26 protein-coding genes and 3 pseudogenes are annotated in these 25,071 nt (G+C 73.1%); 16 read left to right on the plus strand and 13 right to left on the minus strand.

The genetic code is table 11. From position 1 onward, the window contains the following. Positions 1-253: 253 nt before the first annotated feature. Positions 254-3,433 (plus strand): cytochrome P450, encoded by a 3,180-nt coding sequence (locus ACIGYR_RS04745; protein ID WP_399603027.1) that lies wholly within the window; start codon positions 254-256, stop codon positions 3,431-3,433. Positions 3,434-3,812: 379 nt separating this feature from the next. Next, positions 3,813-5,102, plus strand: a complete 1,290-nt coding sequence (locus ACIGYR_RS04750; RefSeq protein WP_391837745.1) for an ROK family protein — start codon at positions 3,813-3,815, stop codon at positions 5,100-5,102. 142 nt (positions 5,103-5,244) lie between these two features. On the opposite strand, the gene ACIGYR_RS04755 is transcribed toward ACIGYR_RS04750, so the two are convergent. The 5 genes from ACIGYR_RS04755 to ACIGYR_RS04775 all read right to left on the minus strand — a co-directional run bounded on the left by ACIGYR_RS04755 (position 5,245) and on the right by ACIGYR_RS04775 (position 9,826). Then, entirely contained in the window at positions 5,245-6,342 is a 1,098-nt protein-coding gene (locus ACIGYR_RS04755; RefSeq protein ID WP_399603031.1) for a PP2C family protein-serine/threonine phosphatase, read from the minus strand. A gap of 76 nt (positions 6,343-6,418) precedes the next feature. Then, the gene (locus ACIGYR_RS04760; protein WP_399603033.1) at positions 6,419-6,667 is read right to left on the minus strand and encodes a hypothetical protein; all 249 of its coding nucleotides are present in this window, start codon (positions 6,665-6,667) and stop codon (positions 6,419-6,421) included. Between the two features lie 41 nt (positions 6,668-6,708). After that, complete coding sequence (locus ACIGYR_RS04765; protein ID WP_391837741.1) at positions 6,709-7,740, minus strand: SDR family oxidoreductase; 1,032 nt, start codon at positions 7,738-7,740, stop codon at positions 6,709-6,711. A gap of 332 nt (positions 7,741-8,072) precedes the next feature. Continuing rightward, positions 8,073-8,729: an HAD family hydrolase gene (locus ACIGYR_RS04770; protein ID WP_399603036.1), complete on the minus strand. Its 657-nt coding sequence runs from the start codon at positions 8,727-8,729 to the stop codon at positions 8,073-8,075. A gap of 53 nt (positions 8,730-8,782) precedes the next feature. Further along, on the minus strand, positions 8,783-9,826 hold the full coding sequence (locus tag ACIGYR_RS04775; RefSeq protein WP_399603039.1) for a PHP domain-containing protein: 1,044 nt from the start codon (positions 9,824-9,826) through the stop codon (positions 8,783-8,785). Positions 9,827-9,995: 169 nt separating this feature from the next. On the opposite strand from ACIGYR_RS04775, the gene ACIGYR_RS04780 reads away from it, so the two are divergent. From ACIGYR_RS04780 to ACIGYR_RS04790, 3 genes and pseudogenes are all read left to right on the plus strand, one after another. Further along, positions 9,996-10,799, plus strand: coding sequence for an SDR family oxidoreductase (locus ACIGYR_RS04780; protein WP_391837736.1), 804 nt, complete (start codon positions 9,996-9,998; stop codon positions 10,797-10,799). Between the two features lie 13 nt (positions 10,800-10,812). Beyond that, positions 10,813-11,074 (plus strand): annotated as a pseudogene (locus ACIGYR_RS04785) (DNA topoisomerase IB); the annotation flags it as partial. A 132-nt stretch (positions 11,075-11,206) separates the two neighbouring features. Then, on the plus strand, positions 11,207-11,452 hold the full coding sequence (locus ACIGYR_RS04790) for a hypothetical protein (protein ID WP_391837734.1): 246 nt from the start codon (positions 11,207-11,209) through the stop codon (positions 11,450-11,452). A 9-nt stretch (positions 11,453-11,461) separates the two neighbouring features. On the opposite strand, the gene ACIGYR_RS04795 is transcribed toward ACIGYR_RS04790, so the two are convergent. Together ACIGYR_RS04795 and ACIGYR_RS04800 are read right to left on the minus strand one after the other, a co-directional pair. Further along, positions 11,462-12,694 carry a ricin-type beta-trefoil lectin domain protein gene (locus ACIGYR_RS04795; RefSeq protein ID WP_399603043.1) on the minus strand — a complete coding sequence of 411 codons (1,233 nt, stop codon included), beginning with the start codon at positions 12,692-12,694 and terminating at the stop codon, positions 11,462-11,464. A 95-nt stretch (positions 12,695-12,789) separates the two neighbouring features. Continuing rightward, positions 12,790-13,407 carry a VanZ family protein gene (locus tag ACIGYR_RS04800; protein ID WP_391837730.1) on the minus strand — a complete coding sequence of 206 codons (618 nt, stop codon included), beginning with the start codon at positions 13,405-13,407 and terminating at the stop codon, positions 12,790-12,792. A 275-nt stretch (positions 13,408-13,682) separates the two neighbouring features. Here ACIGYR_RS04800 and ACIGYR_RS04805 point away from each other — a divergent pair, with 275 nt between their 5' ends. The 6 genes from ACIGYR_RS04805 to ACIGYR_RS04830 are packed head-to-tail and all read left to right on the plus strand — an operon-like array spanning position 13,683 to position 17,461. Then, on the plus strand, positions 13,683-13,877 hold the full coding sequence (locus ACIGYR_RS04805; RefSeq protein ID WP_391837728.1) for a hypothetical protein: 195 nt from the start codon (positions 13,683-13,685) through the stop codon (positions 13,875-13,877). After that, a complete protein-coding gene (locus tag ACIGYR_RS04810; protein ID WP_399603047.1) occupies positions 13,874-14,326 on the plus strand; it encodes a monovalent cation/H+ antiporter complex subunit F in 453 nt (150 codons plus the stop codon). Before ACIGYR_RS04805 ends, ACIGYR_RS04810 begins: the two co-directional genes overlap by 4 nt. A gap of 21 nt (positions 14,327-14,347) precedes the next feature. After that, positions 14,348-14,608 carry a Na(+)/H(+) antiporter subunit B gene (locus tag ACIGYR_RS04815; protein WP_391837724.1) on the plus strand — a complete coding sequence of 87 codons (261 nt, stop codon included), beginning with the start codon at positions 14,348-14,350 and terminating at the stop codon, positions 14,606-14,608. After that, positions 14,605-15,342 (plus strand): MnhB domain-containing protein, encoded by a 738-nt coding sequence (locus ACIGYR_RS04820; RefSeq protein WP_399603051.1) that lies wholly within the window; start codon positions 14,605-14,607, stop codon positions 15,340-15,342. The genes ACIGYR_RS04815 and ACIGYR_RS04820 overlap by 4 nt, the downstream gene beginning before the upstream one ends. Before the next feature lie 8 nt (positions 15,343-15,350). Next, positions 15,351-15,698 carry a sodium:proton antiporter gene (locus ACIGYR_RS04825; RefSeq protein WP_201837993.1) on the plus strand — a complete coding sequence of 116 codons (348 nt, stop codon included), beginning with the start codon at positions 15,351-15,353 and terminating at the stop codon, positions 15,696-15,698. Next, a complete protein-coding gene (locus ACIGYR_RS04830) occupies positions 15,698-17,461 on the plus strand; it encodes a complex I subunit 5 family protein (RefSeq protein ID WP_399603053.1) in 1,764 nt (587 codons plus the stop codon). Before ACIGYR_RS04825 ends, ACIGYR_RS04830 begins: the two co-directional genes overlap by 1 nt. Here ACIGYR_RS04830 and ACIGYR_RS04835 read toward each other — a convergent pair whose 3' ends face one another. Together ACIGYR_RS04835 and wrbA are read right to left on the minus strand one after the other, a co-directional pair. Then, positions 17,462-18,118, minus strand: a complete 657-nt coding sequence (locus ACIGYR_RS04835) for a DUF4230 domain-containing protein (protein ID WP_399603054.1) — start codon at positions 18,116-18,118, stop codon at positions 17,462-17,464. Positions 18,119-18,253: 135 nt separating this feature from the next. Further along, entirely contained in the window at positions 18,254-18,862 is a 609-nt protein-coding gene (wrbA, locus tag ACIGYR_RS04840) for an NAD(P)H:quinone oxidoreductase (protein WP_399603056.1), read from the minus strand. Positions 18,863-19,038: 176 nt separating this feature from the next. Here wrbA and sigJ point away from each other — a divergent pair, with 176 nt between their 5' ends. Continuing rightward, positions 19,039-19,983 (plus strand): RNA polymerase sigma factor SigJ, encoded by a 945-nt coding sequence (sigJ, locus tag ACIGYR_RS04845; protein ID WP_399603059.1) that lies wholly within the window; start codon positions 19,039-19,041, stop codon positions 19,981-19,983. On the opposite strand, the gene ACIGYR_RS04850 is transcribed toward sigJ, so the two are convergent. Both ACIGYR_RS04850 and ACIGYR_RS04855 read right to left on the minus strand, forming a co-directional pair. Continuing rightward, positions 19,975-20,355, minus strand: a complete 381-nt coding sequence (locus ACIGYR_RS04850) for an anti-sigma factor antagonist (protein WP_399603062.1) — start codon at positions 20,353-20,355, stop codon at positions 19,975-19,977. The two genes, sigJ and ACIGYR_RS04850, sit on opposite strands and share 9 nt — an antisense overlap. Before the next feature lie 129 nt (positions 20,356-20,484). Beyond that, a pseudogene (locus tag ACIGYR_RS04855) lies at positions 20,485-20,613 on the minus strand (zinc-binding dehydrogenase); the annotation flags it as partial. Positions 20,614-20,706: 93 nt separating this feature from the next. Here ACIGYR_RS04855 and ACIGYR_RS04860 point away from each other — a divergent pair. Beyond that, positions 20,707-21,552 (plus strand): hypothetical protein, encoded by an 846-nt coding sequence (locus tag ACIGYR_RS04860; RefSeq protein WP_399603064.1) that lies wholly within the window; start codon positions 20,707-20,709, stop codon positions 21,550-21,552. 144 nt (positions 21,553-21,696) lie between these two features. Here ACIGYR_RS04860 and ACIGYR_RS04865 read toward each other — a convergent pair whose 3' ends face one another. After that, positions 21,697-23,322: an amidohydrolase gene (locus tag ACIGYR_RS04865; RefSeq protein ID WP_399603066.1), complete on the minus strand. Its 1,626-nt coding sequence runs from the start codon at positions 23,320-23,322 to the stop codon at positions 21,697-21,699. A 170-nt stretch (positions 23,323-23,492) separates the two neighbouring features. Beyond that, positions 23,493-23,590: pseudogene (locus ACIGYR_RS04870) on the minus strand (APC family permease); the annotation flags it as partial. Between the two features lie 179 nt (positions 23,591-23,769). On the opposite strand from ACIGYR_RS04870, the gene ACIGYR_RS04875 reads away from it, so the two are divergent. Genes ACIGYR_RS04875 through ACIGYR_RS04885 form a run of 3 tightly spaced genes read left to right on the plus strand, consistent with a single transcriptional unit; the run spans position 23,770 to position 24,977 of the window. Continuing rightward, the gene (locus ACIGYR_RS04875) at positions 23,770-24,012 is read left to right on the plus strand and encodes a hypothetical protein (RefSeq protein ID WP_399603069.1); all 243 of its coding nucleotides are present in this window, start codon (positions 23,770-23,772) and stop codon (positions 24,010-24,012) included. Between the two features lie 55 nt (positions 24,013-24,067). After that, positions 24,068-24,532 carry a pyridoxamine 5'-phosphate oxidase family protein gene (locus ACIGYR_RS04880; RefSeq protein WP_399603071.1) on the plus strand — a complete coding sequence of 155 codons (465 nt, stop codon included), beginning with the start codon at positions 24,068-24,070 and terminating at the stop codon, positions 24,530-24,532. A gap of 52 nt (positions 24,533-24,584) precedes the next feature. Beyond that, on the plus strand, positions 24,585-24,977 hold the full coding sequence (locus ACIGYR_RS04885; RefSeq protein WP_391837702.1) for a VOC family protein: 393 nt from the start codon (positions 24,585-24,587) through the stop codon (positions 24,975-24,977). Positions 24,978-25,071: the final 94 nt, after the last annotated feature.

Consider the following 25,071-nt stretch of genomic DNA (forward strand, 5'->3'; position numbering starts at 1 on the left):
CGGGCCGGTCGGTGATTTGTGGCGCGGGATCACGATGAGCGCGCAGGGCGGTTCGGCGAGCGGGAGCCGCGGCGGGGGGACGCATCGCCGACTCGGGCTCCGGTGGTGGGACAGCGCCCGCCGTGCGTCCCGCGCAAGGCCCGCGGCTCATTTTCCACTACACGATCGTGTAGTGCCGTGGCGTCGGCGCGGCCTGCCCGTCGACCACCCTGGAAGCCGTACGTCCGCTTCCTCGAAAGGCAGTTGTCGCGTCATGCCCCCCACCGCACTGCACCCCGAGCCGGCCGGTACCGTCCCCGGCGTCCCCGTCGTCGACATCACCGCCACGGGCCCCGGCCGCACCCCCGTCCAGCAGGTCATGGAGCTGATGCGGACCCACGGCCCGGTACTGGTGCGCAGGCTGCACGGCCGGGACGCGATGTTCGTCGCCGACGCGGACCTGGTCGCCGACCTGGCCGACGAGGAGCGGTTCGCCAAGCACGTGGGGCCCGCCCTGGAGAACGTACGCGAGTTCGCCGCCGACGGCCTGTTCACGGCGTACAACGACGAGCCCAACTGGGCCAAGGCGCACGACATCCTGATGCCCGCCTTCGCGCTCGGCTCGATGCGTACCTACCACCCCGTCATGCTGAAGGTGGCGCGGCGGCTCATCGACTCCTGGGACCACGCGGCCCGGGCCGGCCGGCCCGTCGACGTGCCCGAGGACATGACCCGCATGACGCTCGACACCATCGGACTGGCCGGGTTCGACTACGACTTCGGGTCCTTCGAACGCGGCGAGCCGCACCCCTTCGTGGAGGCGATGGTCCGCTGCCTGGAGTGGAGCATGACCCGCCTGGCCCGCACCCCCGGCCAGGACCACTCGGCGGCCGACGCCGCCTTCCGGCGGGACGCCGACTACCTGGCGAGCGTCGTGGACGACGTCATCGCCGCCCGTACCGGCACCGACCAGAGCGGTGCCGAGGACCTGCTCGGACTGATGCTCAGCGCCCCGCACCCCGCCGACGGCACCACCCTGGACACGGCCAACATCCGCAACCAGGTCATCACCTTCCTGATCGCCGGCCACGAGACCACCTCGGGCGCGATGTCCTTCGCCATGTACTACCTCGCCAAGCACCCCGCCGTGCTCCGGCTCGTGCAGCGCGAGGCCGACGCGCTGTGGGGCGACACGCCCGACCCGGAGCCGACGTACGACGACATCGGCCGGCTCACCTACACCCGTCAGGTCCTCAACGAGGCGCTGCGGCTGTGGCCGACGGCCGCCGCGTTCAGCCGGCACGCCCGCCAGGACACCCTCCTCGGCGGCCGGATCCCGCTGCACGCCGGCCAGGCCGTCACCGTGCTCGCGCCGATGCTGCACCGCCAGGCCGTCTGGGGCGACAACCCGGAGCTGTTCGACCCCGAGCGGTTCACCCCCGAGGCCGAGGCGGCTCGCCCGGTGCACGCGTTCAAGCCGTTCGGCACCGGGGAACGCGCCTGCATCGGACGGCAGTTCGCGCTGCACGAGGCGACCATGCTGCTCGCCCTGCTGGTCCACCGCTACCGGCTGCACGACCACGCCGGCTACCGGCTCACCGTGAAGGAGACCCTCACCCTCAAGCCCGAGGGCTTCACCCTCACGCTCACCCCGCGCACCCCGGACGAGCGACGCCACGCCCCGCTGCCCGGCGCCGTCCCCGCGCAGGCCGCGCGCACCCCGGCCCCGGACACCCTCCCGGCCCGGGTCCGCCCCGGCACCCGCGCCCTCTTCCTGCACGGCAGCAACTACGGCACCTGCCGGGACTTCGCCGCCCGGCTCGCCGACGAGGCGGCGGCCGTCGGCTGCGCCACCGAGGTCGCCGCCCTGGACGCCTATGCGGACGGACTGCCCACCGACCGGCCCGTCGTCGTCACCGCCGCCTCCTACAACGGCCGCCCCACCGACGACGCCGTCGCCTTCACCGCCTGGCTCGACGGCACCCCCGACCTGACCGGCGTCAGCTACGCCGTACTGGGCATCGGCGACCGCAACTGGGCCGCCACCTACCAGCAGGTTCCCACCCGCGTCGACGCCCGCCTCGCCGAACTCGGCGCCACCCGGCTCACCGACCGCGCCGCCGCCGACGCCTCGGGCGATCTCACCGGCACGGTGCGGGAGTTCACCGCCCGGCTGCGCACCGCGATCCTGACGCAGTACGGTGATCCGGACGCCGGGAACGGCACACCGGCCGAACCCGACCACGCCTACGCGGTGCGCACCCTGGCCGGGGGCCCGCTGGACGCCCTCGCCGAACGGCACGGCCTGGTCCCGATGACGGTCACCGAGGCGTACGACCTCACCGCGCCGGGCCACCCGCGCACGAAGCGGTTCCTGCGCGTGGCCCTGCCGGAGGGCGTCACCTACCGCACCGCCGACCACCTGACCGTGCTGCCCGCCAACGCCCCGGACCTGGTGGACCGCGCCGTCGCCGCGTTCGGACTCGACGCCGACACCGTGCTGGACATCCGGGCCACCCGTCCCGGCCGCGACCGGATCGCCGTCGACCGGCCGCTGACAGCGCGTGAACTGCTCACGCACCACGTGGAGTTGCAGGAGCGGCCGACGGACCGGCAGCTGGCCCTCCTCGCCGAGGCCGATCCCTGCCCGCCCGAGCGTGCCGCCCTCGCCGCCCTCACCGGCGACGATCCGCGCACCCTGGTGGAGCTGGCCGAGGACCACCCCGCGCTGCGCGGCGCCCTCGGCTGGCCGCTCCTGCTCGACCTGCTGACCCCGCTGCGCCCCCGCCACTACTCCATCTCCTCCGCGCCGGCTGCCGACGCCCGCCACGCGGACCTCATGGTGTCCGTCCTCGACGCCCCTGCCCGCTCCGGCAAGGGCCGCTACCTCGGCACCGGTTCCGGCCATCTCGCCGCGCTGCGCCCCGGCGACACCGTGTACGCGCGCGTGCAGCCCTGCCGCGAGGCGTTCCGGATCGACGACTCGGCACCGGTCGTGATGGTCGCCGCGGGCACCGGACTCGCGCCGTTCCGGGGCGCCGTCGCCGACCGCCTGGCCGCCCGCCGCCGGGGCTGCGAACTCCCGTCGGCGCTCCTCTACTTCGGCTGCGACGCCCCCGACGCCGACTATCTGCACGCCGACGAGCTGCGGGCCGCCGAGCGGGCCGGCGCGGTGTCCCTGCGCCCCGCCTTCAGCGCGGCCCCCGAGAACGGCGCCGCCTTCGTCCAGCACCGCATCGCCGCCGAGGCCGACGAGGTGTGGCGGCTGCTCACGGCCGGGGCCCGGGTGTACGTCTGCGGCGACGGCGCCCGCATGGCACCCGGCGTCCGTGCGGCGTTCCGTACCCTGTACCGGGAACGCACCCCCGGCACCGACGAGAGCGCGGCCCAGCGGTGGCTCGACGCGCTCGTGGCGGACGGGCGCTACGTGGAGGACGTGTACGCGGCGGGCTGAGCCGCGCGGAAGGGGGCACGGTGGGCGATCCGGAGGAGCGGGTGCGGCGGGTCCCGGACGCGGCGGGCGCACCGCCCGTCCGGCGGGCCACGGTGCGCCCTGTCGGTGGCGGCATCCGGTCCACCGGCACCGGTCGCCGCCGACCGGCGCCGGTGGACACGGCGGAGCGCGGCGCCGGAAGGTGTCGCCGCGCGGACGGCATCACGCGAGGAAGCTGTCGCCGCGCGGACGGCATCACGCGAGGAAGGTGTCGCCGCGCGGATGCCCTCACGTGCCCGCGTCTTAGCTCACATCGTGAACTAAGGTGTGTGGAAATGTCGCGCCCCGGCTGCTCGAAGGGGTATGTTGCAGGTCGGGCACGGTTCGTGAAGGGAGCCACATGGCGGGGCGCAACGGACGCACAGTACGCGACCTGAGGCGAGGCAACCGCACGGCGGTGCTCCAGCGGCTGTACTTCGACGGCCCGCTGAGCCGTTTCGAGCTGGGGCCGGCCACCGGACTCAGCTCCGGCTCGGTCAGCAACGTGGTGGCGGACCTGGTCGCCGACGGCCTGGTCGAGGAGGCCGGCAGCGTCGACTCCGACGGCGGCCGGCCCCGTACCCTGCTGCGCGTCGCCCCGCACAGCGGCCAGATGATCGGCGTCGACGTGGGCGAGACCCGCGTCCGCGTCGAGCTGTTCGACCTGGCCCTGACCGAACTCGCCCGCGTCGAACGGCCCCTGACACCACAGGGCTACGACGTCGAGGTGATCGCCGGTCACATCCGCGACGGCGTCGCCGAGGTCCTCACCGCCGAAGGGGCCGCCCCCGACCGGCTGCTCGGTGTGGGCATCGGCGTCCCCGGCATCGTCGAGCACACCCCGGACCGGGGTGCCGTCGTCCACGGGCAGACCATCGGCTGGGACGCGGTCCCGCTGGAGCAGCTGCTCCGCTCGGCCTCCCAGCTCCCCGAAGGGGTGCCGTACCTCATCGACAACGGCGCCAAGACCCTCGGCCAGGCGGAGATGTGGTTCGGCGCCGGGCGCGGCGCCCGCAACGCCGTGGTCGTGCTCTTCGGCTCCGGTGTCGGTGCCTGCCTGGTCACCCCCGAGGTGGAGCACGGGCGGGCCGTGGAGTGGGGGCATCTGACGGTCCGGGTGCGCGGGCGCCGCTGCCGCTGCGGTGCCCCCGGCTGCCTGGAGGCGTACGCCGGGGCCGAGTCGCTGCTGGCCCGCTGGCGCGAGGAGGGCGGCCGGCCGCCCGAGGGCACCGACGAGGAGACCGCACTCACGGCGATGCTCGCCGCGGCCTACCCGCCCGAGGGCACCGCGCCCGACCCGATCGCGCTGGCCGTCCTGGAGGAGACCGCCGAGTACCTGGGTGCCGGCCTGTCCGACCTGATCAACCTCTTCCAGCCCGAGCGGATCCTCATCGGCGGCTGGGCCGGGCTCCAGCTCGGCACGCGCTTCCTGCCGGCTGTCCGCCGGCACGCGGCGACGTACGCGCTGCGCCACCCGGCCGACAAGGTGACCATCGACCTCGGCCGGCTCGGCCCGGACGCGGTCACCGTCGGCGCCGCGATCCTGCCACTGGCCGACTTCTTCGCCGGTGGCGGCCGACGCCCCGAACCGGCCGCCGAGGACCGGCTGCCCGCCTGGCGAACCGCCCTCCAGGAACGCGCCCCGCACTGAGCCGGTGCCTTGCACGGCCCTCGCGGCTCGGCACACGGCCTCGGCGCATGCCGGCACGGACCGGCCTGCGTGGCGGCCGCCTCGGCAGAGCTGTCCGCCTCGCCCGGGAGTGTGAACCGGCGCTCTGATCGGTCGCTTGCGCCTACTCCGAAGACCCGCTCAGGCGTACGGCCAGGGCGGCGATGTCGTCGTCGAGGCGCCCTCTGCTGTAGAGGAGGAGGTCGCGGTGAAGGGCGGTGAGCAGCTCACGGGGCGGCGCCGGAGACTGCCGGCGCATCCAGGCCGCCAGCGGGAAGAACTCACCGTCGCGGGCGCGCGCCTCGGCGACCCCGTCGGTGTAGAGAAGCAGCAGGTCGCCGGGGGCGAAGCCGAAGGTGTCGATACTGTAGTGATCACCTATCAGCTCCGCGAGGTTGAGCAGCGGCGAGGGAGCGGTGGGCTCGAGAACACGGAGTTCCCCGCGGTTCAGGAGCAGCGGTGGGGGGTGTCCGCAGTTGAGGATCTCGATGCGTCTGCTTCCGTGCGGGATCTCGACGAGAAGGGCCGTGGCGAACCGCTCCATCGGCCCCTCGGGGGGAAAGGCGGCGTTGTAACGGGTGCTGCTGGCATCCAGCCGGCGCGCCACGGCGACCATGTCGGCCTCGCTGTACGCCGCCTCCCGGAAGGAGTTGACGATCGCCGCGGCCGCCCCCACCGCGGGCAGGCCCTTGCCGCGCACATCGCCGATCAGCAGCCTGATCCCGAACCGCGTGTCGACCACCTCGTAGAAGTCCCCGCCGATACGGGCCTCCGCCGCGGCCGCGAGATACAGCGACTCGATCTCGACGCCCGCGAACCGGCACGGCATCGGACTCAGCACCACCTGCTGCGCCGCGTCGGCGACCAGCCGCACGTGAAAGAGGGTCCGCTCCCGCTGGAGCCGGACATGGCTGCCGTACGCTGCCGCCACGGTGACCGCGATGATCCCCGAAGCCGTCCACCATGTCCCCAGGTCGGGGAACACGACGCTGAGGCCGATCATCAGAAAGAGGCAGACCGTCCCCAGCAGGACGGTGGGGAGCACCGGCCACATGGCGGCGGCGAGGGCCGGCGCCGCGGGCAGGAGGCGACTGAAGGCCATGTCCGGGGGAGTGGCATATGCCAGGCTCGCGATGACGACCGTCAGGATCACCGGCGACAGCAGCACGAGCGGCCCCCGGTCGTGGGGCCGACGGAGCCGCAGCCGTCCAGACTCGATCACACTTCACAGGGTATCCACGCAAAATGGACATGGCGCTCTGGTGGATCGGAGCCGCGGTCTCCCAAAAGCGCGGGAACTACGCCGACGGCTCGTCCGGTGCCGGATGCTCGGGGTGCACCGTGCCCGTGCGGGGCGCGCCACGGGGTCCGGCACCGGCCTCGTCCGGGTCCGGCGCGGTCTCCTCGTCCGGCTCGTCGTCGACCGGGTGCCCGGGGACGTCCCACGGGTCGTCCCCTGGGCGGGCCTGCTGATCGGGCAGGTCCCTGGGTACCGGCGTCTCGTCGGGTCCGGATCCGCTACCGGTTCCCTGCTGGCGCATGGTCATGGTGTTCTCCGTTCCTCCTTGGAATTTCGGGGTCGGTCCGCTCAGCCGACCTTCCGCCCCCGCATCGGCTCGGTCTCCATCCCGCCGCCCTGCCGCAGGCCCTCCAGGAACTCCTGGATCACCTCGGTCGATGTGCGCCGGGGCTGCCAGCCCAGCTCGGTGCGCGCCCGCGTGCAGTCCATCAGCGGCAGCCTCAGCACGGCGTCGAACAGGTGCGGAGAGGCCGGCAGCAGGCGCAGCCCCCACGCGGCGGCGATCGCCGAGCGGGCCGCCGCACGCGGCAGCCGGACCGGACGGGAGTCGAGCAGTTCGGCGAGCACCCCGGCGTCCAGCGGGGGGTCGGCGGCCAGGTTGAAGGCGCCCCGGGCGGTGTCCGAGTGCACCGCGAGCCGGTAGGCATCGGCGGCGTCGTCCGTGTGCAGGGCCTGCACCCTGAGGCCCGGGATGTCCGGCAGGAACGGCAGCAGATCCGGCCGGGCCAGCGGACCGGGCAGGAAGCGCCCGCCGAAGATCCGCCGTTGCTCGCTCGCCGACTGCCACTTGAACAGGAACGCCGGGCGCATCCGGACCACCCGCACCTCGGGATGGTCGCGCTCGAACACGTCCAGGGTGCGCTCCAGGTACGCCTTCTCGCGGCAGTACGCGGCGTCCGGCCAGCCGTGCGTCGGCCAGGACTCGTCCACCGGGTGGTCCTTCGGCCCCGGGGAGTACGCCCCGACGGAGGAGGCGTGCGCCAGGACCGGCACCCGGGCCGCGGCGACCGCCTCGAACACCCGGATGCCGCCGAGCACATTGGTCCGCCAGGTGGTGGCCGGATCGTGCGTCGGCTGGAACGCCCAGGCCAGGTGGATGACGGCGTCGGCGCCTTCGAACCGCTCGGCGAGGTTCGCCTGGTCCGAGCCGATGTCGACGGCGGACCACTCGGTCTTCGCGGGCGACCACTCGGGCGTCCGCCGGGCCAGTCCCCGCACCGACTTGACCTCGGGATCCTCCGAGAGCAGGCGCACCACACTCGTCCCGACATTGCCGGTGGCGCCGGTCACGACGATTCTGCTGCCCGCTGAGCTGCTCACCTTCGGCTCCTCTCGTCGGCGCGGCGGACGCTGCGACGAGCGGCCGGGTACCCGGCCGCCGGGACGGCACACGCGCTGCCGTCCGTCACGGACGGCACAAAGAGAGCCCCGGCCATGACGGGGGATTCACGGCCGGGGCGGTCAGGTGGTGGGCGCGGATGGCGGTCGCCTCTCGGCGAAAGGCTCCACAGGGCTTCAGCCGAACGATCGTCCCTGTGGGCAAAAGGTGAGGCCCGGGGACACTGTCCCATCCGCACCCACGGTTGGTTCAACGGGCAACCACGCTGTGGTGTTCCAGGCCCACCCGTGACCTGCGTCACCTGCGGGACCGCTCAGGCCAGCGGGCTGTCGGCCAGCCGGGCCATCAGGTCGGCCGGGTCGGCGTACACCGTCTCCGCGCCCGCCTCCTCCAGGTCCGCCCGGGGGATCCCGCCGCTCAGCACGCCCACACAGCGCACCCCCGCCTTGCTGCCCGCCCGCATGTCCCACACGGTGTCCCCGACGAACACCGCCCGCGAGGCCGGGACCCCGGCCAGCTCCAACGCGTGCTCCACGGGTTCGGGGGCCGGCTTGCCCTGCCGTACGTCCTCGGCGCTCGCCGTGTCCGCGATGACGTCGTCCGCGTCGATGGCCCGGCGCAGCGCACCCAGCTCGGCCCCGCTCGCCGAGGTGGCCAGGACCACCGTCCAGCCGTCCCCGTGCAGCCGCCGCAGCAGATCCCCGGCGCCCGGCAGGGCGGGGAGCCGGTCGAAGTACTGGCCGTACAGGGCCTTGTGCGCGGCGCTCAGCTCGTCGTCCCGGTCCCGGTCGCGGTCGTCGCCGAGCAGGTGGGCGATCAGGTCGGCGGAGCCGAGGCCGACGGCCCGGTGCACGGCGTGCATGGGCACGTCGTGGCCGGCTTGGCGGAAAGCCTCCCACCAGGTGACGACGTGCAGGTGGTTGGTGTCGACGAGGGTCCCGTCGACATCGAAGACGGCGGCTCGTTCCATGCGGGGTCCTTTCCTGGCGTGCTCGTTCCGGTCCGGGTACCACGCCGGGCGGGTCAGGAACCCACCGCACGCGCCGGCACCCGGCCCTCGCGCGTCCAGCCCAGCAACTGTTCGGCCGACCAGGTGGTCACCACCCGCTCGGGTGGTACCCCGCACTCCTCGGCCCGGGCGCAGCCGAGGATCTGCCAGTCCAGCTGGCCGGGCGCGTGGGCGTCGGTGTCGACCGCGAACAGCACCCCCGCCTCGACCGCCCGGCGCAGGAGCCGCCGCGGCGGGTCCAGCCGCTCCGGCCGGCTGTTGATCTCCACGGCCGTCCCCGCCTCGGCACACGCGGCGAACACCTCGTCCGCGTCGAACTGCGACTCCGGCCGCCCCCGGCCCGTCACCAGGCGCCCCGTGCAGTGCCCGAGGACGTCCGCGTGCGGATCGCGCACGGCGGCCACCATCCGGCGGGTCATGGACCGGGCGTCCATGCGCAGCTTGGAGTGCACGGACACCACGACCACGTCCAGCCGTTCCAGCAGCTCCGGTTCCTGGTCCAGTGAGCCGTCCTCCAGGATGTCGCACTCGATGCCGGTGAGCAGCCGGAACGGCGCCCAGCGCGTGTTCAGCCGCGCCACCGCCTCCAGTTGCTCGCGCAGCCGCTCGGCCGACAGTCCGCGGGCCACGGTCAGCCGTGGCGAGTGGTCGGTGAGCACGGTCCACTCGTGCCCCAGCTCGGCCGCCGTCCGCCCCATCTCCTCGATCGGGCTGCCGCCGTCGGACCAGTCCGAGTGCGTGTGACAGTCCCCGCGGATCAGCGCCCGCAGGCCGGCCCCGGCCACCTCCTCGCCGACCGGGGCGTCGGCCGCCGCCTCCAGCTTGCGCAGGTACCCGGGCACCTCACCGGCCAGCGCCTCCCGCGCCACCTGCGCGGTCTTCGGCCCGACCCCCTTCAGCGACTCCAGCGTCCCCGCCGCCGCCCGCTCGGCGACCTCGTCCCCGGGCAGCGCGGCGAGCACCCGGGCGGCGGTACGGAACGCCCTCACCCGGTACGTGGGCGCGAGGGCTCGCTCCAGCAAGAAGGCGATCCGCTCCAGAGCAGCCACAGGCTCCATGGAACCAAGATTGCCTCAGACGCCCTGAAGGGGCACGGGGAACCGCGAGCGACCCTGCGCGCATCCGCCACCCGGGACGTCCCCGAACCGGCAGGCGGACCCGTTTGCCAGCCCCACTCCCGGGTACTGCGATGACGCATTTCACGCGATCCCCTTGAGGAGGCGAACCATGTCCACACCGGTCGCGCGGCGAACGGCGTTGATCACGGGCGCGGACAGCGGCATCGGCCGAGCCACCGCCGTACGCCTGGCCGAGGCGGGCCTGGACATCGGCATCACCTGGCACTCCGACGAGAAGGGCGCCGAGAGGACGGCCGAGGAGGTGCGCGGCCACGGCCGCCGGGCCGCCGTGGCCCAGCTGGACCTGACCCGGCTGCCCGAGGCCGCCGACACCGTGGACACGCTCTGCGCGGAGCTGGGCCGGATCGACGTCCTGGTCAACAACGCCGGTACGGGCACCATGACGCCCTTCCTCGACCTGACCCTGACCGACGTGCGCCGGGTCCTGGACGTCGACCTCGTCGGCCCCTTCCTGCTCGGGCAGCGGGCCGCGCGGCAGATGATCCGGCAGGGTGACGGCGGCCGTATCGTCAACGTCACCTCCGTGCACGAGCACCAGCCCCGGGTCGGCGCGGCCCCGTACTGTGCGGCCAAGGGCGGGCTCGGGCTGCTCACCCAGGTGATGGCCCTGGAGCTGGCCGAGCACGGCATCACGGTGAACGCGGTCGCGCCGGGCGAGATCGCCACCCCGATGACCGGCCAGGAGGACACCGACGTGCGCACCGAGCGCCGACCGGGTGTACCGCTCGGCCGGCCCGGCGACGCCCGTGAGGTCGCCGCGGTGATCGCGTTCCTCGCGAGCCCGGACGCCTCCTATGTCACCGGCGCCTCCTGGAGCGTCGACGGCGGCATGCTGCGGATGGGCCCACAGGCCGGCTCCCATCTGACCAGCGACGACTGGCGCCGTCCCTGAGGCCCCGAGGCGACTGCGGACCGGCTCCTGCGACGGCCCCGGCCACCGGCGCGTCCGCTGCGGCCGGGGCTTCCGCTACGTCGACAGCACCGGCGCGCCCCTCACCGACCCCCGGGGAACTCGCCCGCATCCGGGCCGTGACCATCCCGCCCGCCCGGCGTGACGTGTGGATCTGCCCCTGGCCCGACGGCCATCCCCAGGCCGCCGGCACCGACGCGGCCGGGCGCCGCCAGTACCCGCACCACGAGCGGTTCCGTGACCGTGGCCCCCGCGCTCACCCGGCTGGGTGAACACGGGGACTTCGGCCGTCCGGCCACGCAGGGGGCGGTGGAGGCTGCCGTACTCGATCTCCTGGACGGCTCGCGCGGATGAGCCGTCGGCCCACCTCGCGTTCTACGCTGAATCGCATGACGGAACAAGGAGCCCCCCACATCTCCCAGCCGCGGATCCTGGTGCTCGGCGTCTGCCCGGGCCGGCACGGCGACCCACCCTTCCGGATCATGGAGATCGACGGTCAGGTGGTCGGTGAGGCCAGGACCGTCACGGATGTGCTGGAGACCGCCGCCTCCCACGGCATTCCGATCCATGATCTGGACGATCCGGACGTGGTCCGCTTCGTGGGTGGCGACAAGTACACCTGGAAGCCGCGCTGAGCCGAGGACTCAGCCGAGCGTCCACTTCTGGTTGGCGCCGCCGGTGCAGGTCCAGATCTGCAGCCGCGTGCCGTTGGCCGAGTTGTTCCCGGCGACGTCCAGGCACTTGTTCGCCTGCGGGTTGACGATGTCCTGCGCCCCGGAGACGACCCACTTCTGGTTGGGACCGCCGCCGCAGTCCCACAGCTGGACGGTCGAGCCGTCCGCCGTGCCGTTGTCCGTGACGTCGAGGCACTTGCCGAGCGCCCGGAGAGTGCCGTCCGATCCGACGGTCCACGTCTGCGCCCCGGTGCCGTTGCAGTCGTAGAGCTGGACCGGGGTCCCGTTCGCCGGGTTCGCGCCGGCCACGTCCACGCACTTGCCCGCGAGCCCCCGGATCGGCACCCCGGCGGCGCTGTCGCTCGTCGTCACCGACACCGAGTCCACCACCAGCTGCTGCGGGAACTGCGTGGAGCCGTCCGGGTCGCCGGGCCAGTAACCGCCCACCGCGAGGTTCAGGATCAGGAAGAACGGTTTGTTGAACACCCACGTCTTGCCGCCCAGGTCGGCAGGGGTGCGCCGCTGGTAGACGTGCCCGTCCACCGACCAGGTGATCGAGTCGGGCGCCCAGTCGACGGCGAAGGTGTGGAAGGCGTCCGCGAACGCCTGCCCGTTCGGCAGCGAGTAGCCGGCGCCTATGCCGCCCGAGCCGGAGTACCCGGGGCCGTGGATGGTGCCGTGCACGGTCGAGGGTTCGAAGCCGACGTTCTCCATCACGTCGATCTCACCCGAGTCCGGCCAGTTGACCGGGGTGCCGAGCATCCAGAAGGCCGGCCACATGCCCTGCCCGCGCGGGATCTTCATCCGCGCCTCGACATGGCCGTACTGGGCGTTGAACTTCCCGGCGGTGTTCAGCCGGGCGGAGGTGTACTGGCAGCTGCCGTACCAGCACTGGTAGCCGGCCGGGTTCTCCTTGCGGGCCGTGATCACCAGATGGCCCTGGCCGTCCAGGGCCGCGTTCTTCGTGCCCGAGGTGTAGTACTGCCGCTCGTGGTTGTTGACGTTGTCGCCGGTCTCCAGCGTCCACTTCGAGCCGTTGACCGCCGAGCCGGCGGCCCCGTCGAAGGTGTCGGAGAAGGTGGTGACGGCGGCTGCCGCCGGGGCGGCGGTCTGGGCCCGCGCCGGGCCGACGGCGGCGGAGCCGACCAGCGCGGCGGACAGGACGGCGAGGAGGCATCTGCGGAGCAGACGGGGGGAGGCCATGGCTCTCCGTTCCGGTGGGGGGTGTGTGACGCCTCTTGATTTAAGGAGTGAGATAAGAGGGCGTCAAGAGTTTGGCCTGGACCTGATGCTGACGTTCACTCGGCCTCCGGCTCCTGCACCCGCCGGTGCACCCCGCGCCCGAGCCGCCGCCCCAGCAGCAGCCAGCCCAGCAGCGCCCCGGACGTGTTGAGGATGACGTCATCGATGTCGAAGGCCCGCCCGGTGACCAGCGCACCCTGTGCCAGCTCCACCATCAGCATCACCAGCGCCGTGAGGACCAGTACGCGCAGCATCCCCCGGGCACGCGGGGCGAGTACCGGTACCAGCACCCCGAACGGCACGCCGAGCAGCACGTTCCCGCCGATCTGCTTGACGGTGTCCCGGAACTGCCCGTGCTCCAGATAGGCGTTCAGGGACCGGCCGGGATGCAGGTTGCTGTGCGTCAGTGCCACCGAGGCCGGGGAGGGTTGCAGGGTGAGGCGGGCCAGGACCACGGCGAACGCCACCATGAAAGCGAAGGCGACCAGCATCGCCAGGAGCCGGAGGGGCAGGGGGAGCGCGTGCCGCGCGACCGTCGGACCGGTCTGCTCCGCCCGCTTGCGCGAGGGCCGCAGAACCGTGGACAGGCGCGGGGCGGTACGGGCCGGTGCTGTCTGCTGCCGTTTGCCGGAGGCGCGCAGAACCGCGGGCAGGCGCAAGGCGGTACGGGCCATCGGATCCTCCTGAACTTCGCCGGGTCGTAGGGCGGTTACCCGGCATCCGGGCCGGGATGCCGCCGCTTGCCGAAGGCCGGGCGCGGCGGAGCCGGGACATCGCCGCCGCGAAGACCCCGGGCGCGCACCTGGGTTTCCGTTCCCGCCTGGGGGGCACAGTGGGTGCGGACCCGCGTGCCGCCGCTCCCGCCGGGTCCGGCGGTGCTTGGATGCCCCCAGCGGCACTCCGGACACATCGCCGCGGACCCGAGCGCAACGGACCTTGGAGGTGCCGCATGAACCGCCGTGCGGCTCCCCGCGCGGTGCTCCTCGCCGCCGGAGAACTCCTGGCCTGGTGGGCGGCGCTGGCGCTGCTGTGGCTGGTGCTGATCACGACGGTCGACACCCTGGAGCGGATCGTCGGCGCGAGTTGTGCCGCCGTGGGCGCGGTCCTGGCCCGGCTCGGCCGGCGGGCGGTGACCTGGCGGTGAACGGCTGGATCCTCGCGGCGACCGTCGAACTGGGCGGGGGAGGGGCCGCCGCCCTGTGGGGCGTGAGCACCGGGCCGACGGCCCGCCGGGTCGTCGCCCAGAACATGACCACCTCCGCCGTCTGCCCGGCCCTGCTGCTCCTGGCCCAGGGCTACGGCCGCCCGGCCTACGTCGACCTCGCCCTGCTGCTCGCCCTGCTCGGCCCGGTCGGCACGCTCGTCTTCGCCCGGCTGCTCTCCGCCGACCTCGCCGAGGAGGGCGCGCGCACCTGGGGGCTGACCTGGTCGGCGGCCGGGCTGGGCGCGGTGGTCGTCGCCGCGCTGTGCGCGGCCGTCGGGCCCGGCCGGGCGATGGTGAAGCTGCTGGTGATCGGCGCCCTGCTGATCGGCGGCAACGTGATCGCCTCCCGGGCGCTGGCGGGCGGGATCCGGGGAGTGCGAAGTGGCTGACGAGCTGAGCGGAGGCGCGCCGTGTCCGACCCGGTGATCGTCGTCGCCCTGCTGCTGGTGGCCGCCTCCGCCACGGCGGCCGTGGCCCAGCGCGATCCCGCCCGCCAGGCGCTGGTGCTGTCCGTCCTCGGGGTGGTGCTGGCGGTGCTGTTCACCGTGCTCCAGGCCCCGGACGTGGGCCTGTCCCAGCTGGCCGTCGGCTCCGCGCTGACCCCGCTCCTGATCATGCTGTGCGTGCGCAAGATCAGACGCCGCGGGCGGTCGAAGGAAGAGGCGAAGTGAACCGGCTGCGACTGTGGCTCCTGGCCGTGGGCGGCGCCGGCCTGGCCGCCCTGCTCGTCGCCGCCTGCCTCGACCTGCCCGGCTTCGGCGGCGAGCGGCACCCGTACGGCGACCGGGCCGTCCACGCCTCCCTCGCCCGGCACACCGCGAACACCATCTCCTCGGTCAACTTCGACCAGCGCGCCTACGACACCCTCGGCGAGATGAGCATCCTGTTCGCCGCCGTCCTCGGCTGCGTGGTGCTGCTGCGCCAGGGCCACGACGAGCACCGGGCCCGGCCCGAACCCGCCGAAGTGGCCCTTCCGGTCCGCCGCTACGCTCTGCTCGTACTGCCCGTCGCCCTGCTCACCGGCCTGTACGTCGTCGCCCACGGCCAGCTCAGTCCCGGCGGCGGCTTCCAGGGCGGGGTCGTCGCCGCCACCGCCCTGCACCTGCTCTACCTCGGCGCCGACTACCGGGCACTGGAACGCGTCCGCCCGCTCGGCCTCTACGAGACCTCCGACGCGCTCGCCGTCTGCGCCTACCTCGTGCTGGGCCTCGCCTCCGTCCTGGCCGGCACCGCGTTCCTGGCCAACACGCTGCTGCCGTACGGCACCTTCAACACGCTGTCCTCCGGAGGCGCCGTCCCCCTGCTGAACGCGGCCATCGGCATCGAGGTGGCCTGCGCCGTCGTCGTCCTGCTCGCCCACTTCCTCGACCAGGCCGTCGAGATCGACGAGGAGCACGGGAGTTGAGAACAGTGATGCACGTCCTGCCCTACCTGGTCGCCGTCTATGTCTTCCTGACCGGCTGCTACGGCCTCGCCACCAGCCGGAACCTCATCCACGCCGTCGGCTGTCTCGCGGTCTGCCAGTCCGCCACCTATGTCCTGCTGCTGGCGGTCGGCTACCGCGACGGCGCCACCGCGCCCGTCTTCTCCGACATCGAGCCCGGCTCCCGGCCGGTGGTCGACCCGGTGGTGCAGGCCCTCACCCTCACCGACATCGTCGTCGGCGCCACCGTCACCGCACTGCTGCTCGCCCTCGTCCTGCAGATCGCCAAACGGCACGGCACCGTCGACCCCGACGAGCTGCGGGAGCTGCGCGGCTGATGCACCACCTGCTCCCGTTGCTCGTCGCGGTCCCGCTGCTCGGGGCCGCCCTGCTGGTGGTCACGGGCCGCCATCTGCCCCGGCTCTTCGCCGAGATCACCGGCTTCGTGGTCTGCGGCGCCACGACCGCCCTCGCGCTCCTGCTGCTGCTGAACTCCACACCGCCGATGGTCGAGTGGGTCGGCGGCTGGCTGCCCGTCGGCGGCGAGAGCGTCGGCATCCTCGTCGTCGGGGACGGCCCGGCGCTCGGCATGGCCACCCTGGTCTCACTGCTGACCCTGGCGGCCCTCGCCTACTCCTGGCGCTACTTCGACGAGCCTCCCACCGGCCACACCGGCACGTTCACCGCGCTGCTGCTGGTCTTCCAGGGCGCCATGTGCGGATTCGCCATCGCCGGCGACCTGTTCAACGCGTTCGTCTTCTTCGAGCTGATGAGCGTGGTGGCCTACGCCCTGACCGGTTACCGCATCGACGAGGCGAAGGCCGTCCAGGGCGCCCTGACCTTCGGAGTCGTCAACTCCCTCGGTGCGTACGCCATGCTGATGGGCATCGCCCTGCTGTACGCCCGTACCGGCGAACTGGCCATGACGAAGATCGGGCGTGGGCTCGACGCCACCGCCCACGGCGGCCCGGACGCGCTGGTCCTCGCCTCCTTCGTGCTGGTGCTCACCGGTCTGCTGGTCAAGGCCGCGGCCGTCCCCTTCCACTTCTGGCTCCCGGACGCCCACGCCGTCGCCCCCACCCCGGTCTGCATGCTCCTGTCCGGCGTCATGGTCGAACTCGGCGCCTACGGGGTCTGGCGGGTGTACGGCACCGTCTTCGCCGGACCCGGCGGCATCCCCGCCGCCGACCTGACCCGGGCCCTGGTGACGCTCGGCGTCCTCACCGCCGCCATCGGCGCGGTCATGTGCTGGTACCAGCGGCACATCAAGCGGCTCCTCGCCTACTCCACCGTCGCCCACACCGGCCTGTTCCTCGTCGGCCTCGGCATCCTCACCCCCGAGGGCGACGACGGGGTGGCCCTTTACCTCCTCGGGCACGCGGGGGTGAAGGCCGCGCTGTTCGCCTGCGCGGGCGCCCTCCTGGACCGGTTCGGCAGCGTCGACGAGCACGCCCTGCACGGCCGGGCCCGGCAACTGCGGGCCACCGCCGTGATGTTCGCCGTGGGCTCCCTGGGCCTGGCCGGCCTGCCTCCGTTCGGCACGGCACTCGGCAAAGCCGTCACCGAGGAGGCGGTCGGCGGTCCGCTCACCGTGGTGTACGTGGCCGCCTCCGCGATCACCGCCGGCGCCGTCCTGCGGGTCACCGCCCGCGTGTTCTGGGGCCTGGGACCACGCCCCGAGGACGCGGAGTACGAGACCAGCGGCTCCGACGAGGAACCCGAGACCTCCGGCCTGCTCAGCCGGATCCCGGACACCATGACGACCGTGCCCGCCGTGCTGCTCGCCGCAGCCCTCGCCATGGGGGTCGTCCCCGGCTTCGGCAACCTGGTGGCCCGCTCCGTCAACGAGACGGGCTCCGGCGGCGCCCACGTCCTGGTGCACTGGACCGTGCACGGCGTGCTGCTGGGCGTGGCCTCCACCGTGCTGGCCGTGGCCCTCGCCGGTCTCGCCGTCACCCGCCCGCGCTGGGTGGCCGCCCCCGACTGGGCCGCGCCCCTCAGGCGCCTGCAGTCCGGGCACGTCGGCGACTACGTGGCCTGGCTGCTGGTGGGCGCGACCATGTTGGGGGCGCTGGCCCTGCCGGGCGTGCTGGGCTCCTGATCAGCCCGCCGTGCGGTACGAGATGTGCACCTCCCGGAAGCCCAGGGAGCGCAGCAGACCTTGGAGCATGCCGGTGGTGTTGCTCTCGGCGCGGGCGGTCAGCCCGCTGCTCTTCGCCGCGTCCCCGATGTGCCGGACGGCGAGCTTCTGCACGGCCTGCTCGCTGTTGGGATTGTCCGAGAACAGGTCGCCCAGCCGGTCCAGCAGCCCGCGCTGCTTGGAGACGGCGTAGGAGTGGTCGGGATCGAGGGCCGGCCTGCCGAGCCGTGCGTGCGGCAGACGGAGGGTGGCGGACGTACGGTCGTCATCGACCGTCACGTCCTTCTCACCGACCTGTCCGAGGTCGACGTACGCCTCCACGGTGCCCGCGCCGACGTACAGGGTGCGGGAGCCGCGGATGGCGTCGGGCAGGAACTTGGCGTCCTTGTCCAGGTCCACGACGACCTGGAAGTTGCCCGAGGCAGCGTTATAACGGCTCATGTCCTGGACGGACTTGAGGAGAGCGGGTCCGGAGCGGTCATGGGTCTCGGTGCCGAACAGGTCCTTGATGCCCGGCAGTACGGCCAGCCGGATCCCGGCGAACAGGACGGCCAGCACCAGTACGAGCGCCGCCACGGCCTTGGCCCAGCCCGGCAGACGTCTGACGGAAGTCGTCATCGGGACGGTCCTCCTTCCTGCTGACCGGATTCCCGCCAATGGCCGTAACAGACCGACGTGTTGCCCGAACGGCCGGCGGATGGCGTGCCTCCGCCGGCCTGTGGGCCTTGCGCCTCGCCGGCATCGCGTGCGGGATCAGGCGGAACGGCCGGCCTTCAGCGCGGTCGCGATCGTGACGACCCGGCGGGCCTGGTGGTGGGCCGCGGCCGAGGCCACCTCGCCGGGCCGGCCGTCACCGGCCACGTGCGAAGTGCCGTAGGGATTGCCGGATGGGAACTGGACGGGATCGGTGTAGCCGGGCGGCACGATGATTCCGCCCCAGTGGTAGAAGGTGTTCGACAGCGCCAGGATGGTGGACTCCTGTCCGCCGTGAGCCGTGTTGGAGGCGGTGAACGCCGAGTACACCTTGTCCGCGAGCTTGCCCTGGAACCACAGGGGCCCGGTGGTGTCGATGAATTGCCTGAGCTGGGCGGCCGGGTTGCCGAAGCGGGTCGGCGAGCCGAACAGCACCGCGTCGGCCCACTCCAGGTCGTCGCCTCGGGCCACGGGGATGTCGGCGGTGTCGGCGAGGTGCTGCGCCCATTCCGGCCGGGCGTCGACCGCCTCGGGCGGGGCCGTTTCGGCGACCCTGCGCAGGCGCACCTGCGCGCCCGCCTTCTCGGCGCCCTCCGCGGCGGCCTGCGCCAGAGCGTGCACGGTGCCGGTGGAGCTGTAGTAGATGATCGAGACGGCGATGGGATCCATGATCGGTGTTCTTCCTCCGTGGGTTCTCCCCGGTGCGGCCACCGGCGGAGCAGTGTCGTTCCGCTGTCTACGACCGGGCGGCCCCGCGGAATGTGAGGCGGCGCTGTGACCTGACATTCCACGGGGCCGGCCGGTCATACAGCCGAGAGCTGTTGCCACCAAGGAAGATGAGGGCCATGACCATCCAGCCGGGACCGGGGGACAGCCGTATCGAACCGGATCAACTGGATCCGACCTTGAACGTGATCATGGGTGAGCGGCGCCGGTTGATCAACCTCGCCTACCGCCTCCTCGGTTCCCTGTCCGAGGCCGAGGACGTGGTCCAGGAGACCTACGTCCGGTGGTACGCGATGTCCGACAGCCGGCGGGCGGCCGTCGAGTCGGTGGGCGCCTGGTTGACGACGGTCGCCAGCCGGATATGCCTGAACGTGCTGGGTTCGGCACGGGCCCGGCGGGAGCGTTACGTGGGTGCGTGGATTCCCGAGCCGCTGCCCGAGCGCGCCGAGTGGGACGGGCCGTGGGACGGCGCCGTGGCCGACCCGGCGGACCGCGTCACGCTGGACGAGTCGGTCGACATGGCCTTCCTCGTCGTGCTCGAATCCATGACCGCGGCCGAACGCGTCGCGTTCATCCTCCACGACGTCTTCCGCTATCCCTTCACCGAGGTGGCCGACATCGTCGGCCGCACCCCGGCGGCCTGCCGCCAGCTGGCGTCCTCGGCCCGCCGCCGCATCCGCGCCGCGCGGGCTCCCGAGCCGACCGCGGCCCAGCGGGCCCGCGTCGTCAGGGACTTCAAGCAGGCTTGGGAGGCCAAGGACATCAACGCTCTGATCGGCCTTCTCGACCCCGCCGCGACCGCCATCGGCGACGGCGGGGGAGTCGTCACGGCCCTGCGGCACCCGGTGGAAGGCGCCGAAGAGGTCGCCCGCTTCTTCGCCGCCCGCACCCCCGACGGCCGTCTGACGCTTCATGAGTGCGCCGTCAACGGCCGGCCCGGGCTGGTGGCCCGAGCGGACGGCACCATCGTGTCGGTGTACGCGTTCGACGTCGTGGGCGAGCGGATCAACCGCATCTGGGCAGTGCTGAACCCCGAGAAGCTCCGGTCGTGGCGCTCACAGTGAGCCGGAGGCGGCTCCAGAGCGGCTCAGGGCGGCGTCCAGGTCCGGGTGCGGGGGCAGCAGCCGGGCCAGGCCGGTGACCCGGAAGACCCGCAGGGTCAGCGGATGCGTGCACACGAGGCGCAGCTGCCCCCCTCGCTCCAGCACCCGGACGCGCGCCCGGTACAGCAGCCGCAGCCCCGAGCAGTCGAAGAACTCCACCGGTCGCAGGTCGAACACGACCCGGGCGCCGGCCCGGCCGGTGACGCGGTCGAGGAACGGGCCGATCTCCGTGGCCGCGACGATGTCGATCTCGCCCCGCAACTCCAGCACGGTGTGCCCGCGGTACGCGTACATGCCCAGTTGCCGGGTGAGAGGTACGGGTTCGTGTCGCACCTCGGCCCCACCTCCCACCCGCGCCCCGATGTCACTTCTCGATCGTCAAGTTACCCTCGTTGAAAGGAATTTGAGCATGTTCGATTGACATATGTCTTCGAGTTTCGCTGCGGCTACGACGGGTGCGGCTCAGTCCGCCAGGAGTACCAGCTTGCCCGTCGTGCGGCCGCTCTCACCCCGCTCGTGCGCCTTCACGGCGTCGGCCAGCGGGAACGTCCCGGCGATCGTCGCCTTCAGCTTGCCGGACTCCGCCAGTTCCGTACCGCAGGACCTTCCGGCGGGTCCGCTGAACGTTCCGGCTCGCCCCGGCGTCGAAGGGCCACACGGAAACAGCGGAGGACAGGGGCGGGAATGCGCAGGGGGCTCGTGGCGACGGCGGTGCTGACGGCTGTGACGGTGGTGGGCTGCGACGACGGCCCCCGCCCGGACCTGGTGGTGAAGGGCACCCCGCCGGCGACCGCGTACTCCGGCCCGCTCCACGTGCCCACCGCGCGGCTCGACGGGAGCGGCCCGCGTGCGCTCCGCCTGGCCTCCGGGGCGGCCGGCCGGGCACTGGAGTGCGACGGGGAGATCTTCGACGGCTCCGGACCCGACGGGTGGAGCGTGTCCGACGGCGGTGCCACACCGGAAGAGGGGCTGGCCCTCTACTTCGACATGGGCCAACCGGAGCAGCCCGACCACGGCTACCGCGCGGAACGCACGGAGGCGGACCGGGTGCTGTACTCCTACGACGTCGGCGGACGGACCAAGGTGGCCGTCGTGGTGGCCAAGGACCAGAAGGACCGGCCCGGCTGGGGACCGGAGACGAACGCCTCCTGCGACCCGGCCGAACTCCCCGCGAGCTTCACGGACACCACGGACTGGGAGATCTGGACGGACCGCCGGGGCCGGCGGGTACCGGTCACCCGGGTCAGCAGCACGCCGGGGTCCGAGCACTGCGGCTGGCAGTCCGCCCACTTCCTCATCCTGGACGACCGGATGTACGCCCGCGACCCCGACGGCGTCCTGGGCCGGGACGGCCTGCTCCGGGCGCCGTACCGGGCGAAGGTCCGCATGCCGGCGGACGCCCACGACACCGGGTACCACCTCGCAGGCCGGCGGCTGTGGCTGACGGACGCCAGGACGACGGTCTACGTCCGCACGACCGCCGGCGTGGAGGCGTGGCCGCTGCTGAAGAAGGGCGTCGGCTGCGACTGAGGGCGCCGACCGGGCGTCCGGGGCCGGGCGGCGCCCGACCGGATACGGGAACCGCACCACCGGCCACGACGGTCCCGCGCCACGTCACGCACCACCGGGACGGGGTCGGTCGGCGGTGTACCCGCATCCGCCACCGGGACGAGGTCACTCGGCGGCGTACACGCACGCACCTCCGACGTAGGTGAGTGCCACGGTCGTCTCCGCGATCGTCTCCGGCGGCCCGGCGAACGGATCGAGGTCCAAAACCACCAGGTCGGCGAGCGCGCCGACGGCCACCCGGCCGCTGTCGTCGAGGTGGTTCACGTACGCCGATCCGGCCGTGTACGCCGTCAGCGCGTCGGCGAGGCTCAGCCGTTCGTCCGGCAGGAACACCGGCCCGGTGCCGCCCGGCTCCACCCGGTTGACCGCGACATGGATTCCCTGGAGCGGATCAGGGCTGCTCACCGGCCAGTCGCTGCCCGCCGCGAGCCGTGCCCCGGAGCGCGCCAGCGCCCCGAACGGGTACTGCCAGGCGGCCCGTTCGGGTCCGAGGAACGGGATCGTCAGCTCGTCCATCTGCGGCTCGTGCGCGGCCCACAGCGGCTGGATGTTCGCGGTGGCGCCGAGCCGGGCGAAGCGAGGCACGTCGTCGGGGTGCACGACCTGGAGGTGCGCGAGGTGCGGCCGGGTGTCGCTCGGTCCGTTGGCGGTCCGGGCCGCCTCGATCGCGTCCAGCGCGTCCCGTACGGCCCGGTCGCCCAGCGCGTGGAAGTGACACTGGAAGCCGAGCGCGTCCAACTCGGTCACGAACCGGGGAAGTCGCTCCGGATCGATGAAGCTCTTGCCGCGGTTGGCCGTGGTGCATCCGCACCGGTCCAGGTACGGGTCGAGCAGCGCTGCCGTGTGGTTCTCGGCGACGCCGTCCAGCATCAGCTTCACCGTGCCCGCCCGGAACCGGCCCCGGCTCAGCGCCTCCCGCCTCGCCACGAGTTCGGGAATCTGCTCGGCCCCGCGCTCCCGGTCCCACCACAGGGCGCCCACCACCCGGGCGGTCAGCGAACCCTCCGCGGCGGCGGCGAGATACGCCTGCGCCGGGTCGTCCATGCCGATGAAGTCACCGACCAGGGCGTCCTGCCAGGCGGTGATGCCGAGCGCGTGCAGGTGCCGCTGGGCGTGCAGCAGCGCGGCCAGCCGGTCGGCAGGGCCGGCGGCCGGGGTGAGCCGGCCGACCAGTTGCATCGCGCCCTCCTGGAGGGTGCCGCTCGGCTCTCCGAGGGCGTCGCGCTCGATTCGCCCGTCGGCCGGATCGGGGGTCAGCTGGTCGATCCCGGCCAGCTCCAGCGCGCGGCTGTTGACCCAGGCGCCATGGTGGTCCCGGTTGGGAAGGTACACCGGCCGGTCCGGAACGACCGCGTCCAGCAGCTCCTTCGACGGCGTACCGCCCGCGAACGCCTCCATCGACCACCCGCCGCCCAGGATCCACTTCCGCTCCGGGTGGGCGTCGGCGTAGGCGCGTACGGCGGCCACGGTCTCCTCGGCCGTCGTCGCCCCGGTCAGATCGCACCGGGACAGTTCGAGCCCGGCCGGCACCGGATGGACGTGCGCGTCCTGGAAACCGGGCAGCAGCAGCCGCCCGGCCAGGTCCACCACCTCCGTGCGCGGTCCGGCGAGTTCGCGCACCTCCGCGTGCCCGACGGCGGTGATCCGGTCGCCGGTGACGGCCGCGGCGGTGGCGGTACGGCCCTCGGGGGTGAGGACGGGGCCGCCGGTGAAGAGCAGGTCAGCGTGCATGATGCCTATCCTGGTGGGTCGGTGTGGGTCAGTGTGGGTCGGTGTGGGTCAGTGGGAGGGAGCGAGCGGCTTCGGCGAGTCGGCGTCGGTGCCCGCGCCGGTGCGGAAGCAGGGCGACTTGCGCATCGTCCCCCGAGTTCTCGGCTTCGCTCGGACAGGGGGCCCCATCGCCCAGCCGGCACCCCGAGCCCGATGCCGATGCCGGTGGTCGCCGCCGTACTGGACGCGGCGACGGCGATACCGTCCGCACACCCAGGGACCGGCGCAGCCCGGGACCCGCGGGGGTCGTCCCGCTGGACGGATTCTGTCGTTCATGGCCGGCTCTCCGCTCGCACCGCGGGGGCCCCGGTGGTCGGCCCCGGTGACCGGACAGGAAACTACCGGGGCACTCAACGGGTCAACGGTGTTGTCGTAAGGAGCCGAGCACGTCCCAGGGAGGCCGCGTTCGTGGACCAGGCCCTCGCCTTCGGGGCCCTGGACTCCGCGGGCACCGCCCTGCCGCGACCCGCCCGCGACGCTGAGGCGGAGGTGTGGCGGACCACCTACGGCCGGCTGCCCGCCCAGACCCACCCGCACATCGCGGCCACCGCCCGGCACCTGGTCATGACTATGCGCACCAGTTCCTACCCGGCCGCCCTGGACCTGCTCCTCGCCGCGGCCCGGACACGCCTGGAGCAACTCCCTGCGTGAACCGGGGCCCACGGCCACACTGAACGGGACGATCACTCAGAGGAGGCCGCACGCCATGACCCCGCCCCCCGCCCGCTCCGCGGAGCAGCGCAAGAAGGACACCCTCCACCGGCTGGAGAACGACGTCGACGCCTGGGTCGCCACCGCCGGTCCCGACGGCGCGGCCCCGTATCTCGTGCCGCTCTCGTTCGTGTGGGACGGCACCGCGCTGCTGATCGCCACCCCGGCCGAAAGCCCCACCGGCCGCAATCTCGCGGCCACCGGCAGGGCCCGGCTCGGCATCGGCCCCACGCGGGACGTCGTCCTGGTCGAAGGTGCCGTCCGGGCGGTGACGCCCGAGGACCTGCCCGAGGAGGACGCCGAGGTCTTCGCCGGGAAGACCGGCTTCGACCCGCGCCAACTGGCCGCCCGGTACCTGTACTTCGTGGTCATCCCGCAGCGGATCCAGGCGTGGCGCGAGGAGAACGAGCTGCGCGGGCGTGAGCTGATGCGGGACGGGGAGTGGCTGGCCGCCGACTGAATCCGACGGCCCGGGATATCCGCTGGGAAGAGGACACTTCCCGGGAGGATCCATGGCACTGGTGAAAGCGGGCGTGATCGTGCTTGATTGCGCCGAGCCCGAGAAACTCGCCGAGTTCTACAGGGAGTTGCTGGAAGGCGAGCGGACTGCCGAGTCCGCCAACCTGGTGGAGATCCGGGGCGCCGACGGTGCCCGGCTGGCCTTCCGCCGTGACGTGAACGCCACCCCGCCCAGCTGGCCGCGCCCCGAGAACTCCCTCCAGGCCCACCTCGACTTCCTGGTCGAGGACCTGGACGCGGCCGAGCGGCGGGTGGTGGGGCTCGGCGGCCGGCCGATCGAGACGAGGGACGCGGCGGGGCCGTACGAGGAGCGCGGTTACGCCGACCCCGCCGGGCACTCCTTCACCCTGCGCCTGCTGCCCCCGGCGGCCCCGAAACAGGGCTGACCCGTCGGCGCGAGGGGGCCTCGGCGACAGGGCTGACCGTCGCGCACGGGTGCCTCGCCGACAGCAGGACGCCGGCGGACGGGAGTCTCGGCGA

Origin of the sequence: Streptomyces sp. NPDC053076, assembly GCF_044546845.1 — a bacterium.
Taxonomy (GTDB): Bacteria; Actinomycetota; Actinomycetes; order Streptomycetales; family Streptomycetaceae; genus Streptomyces.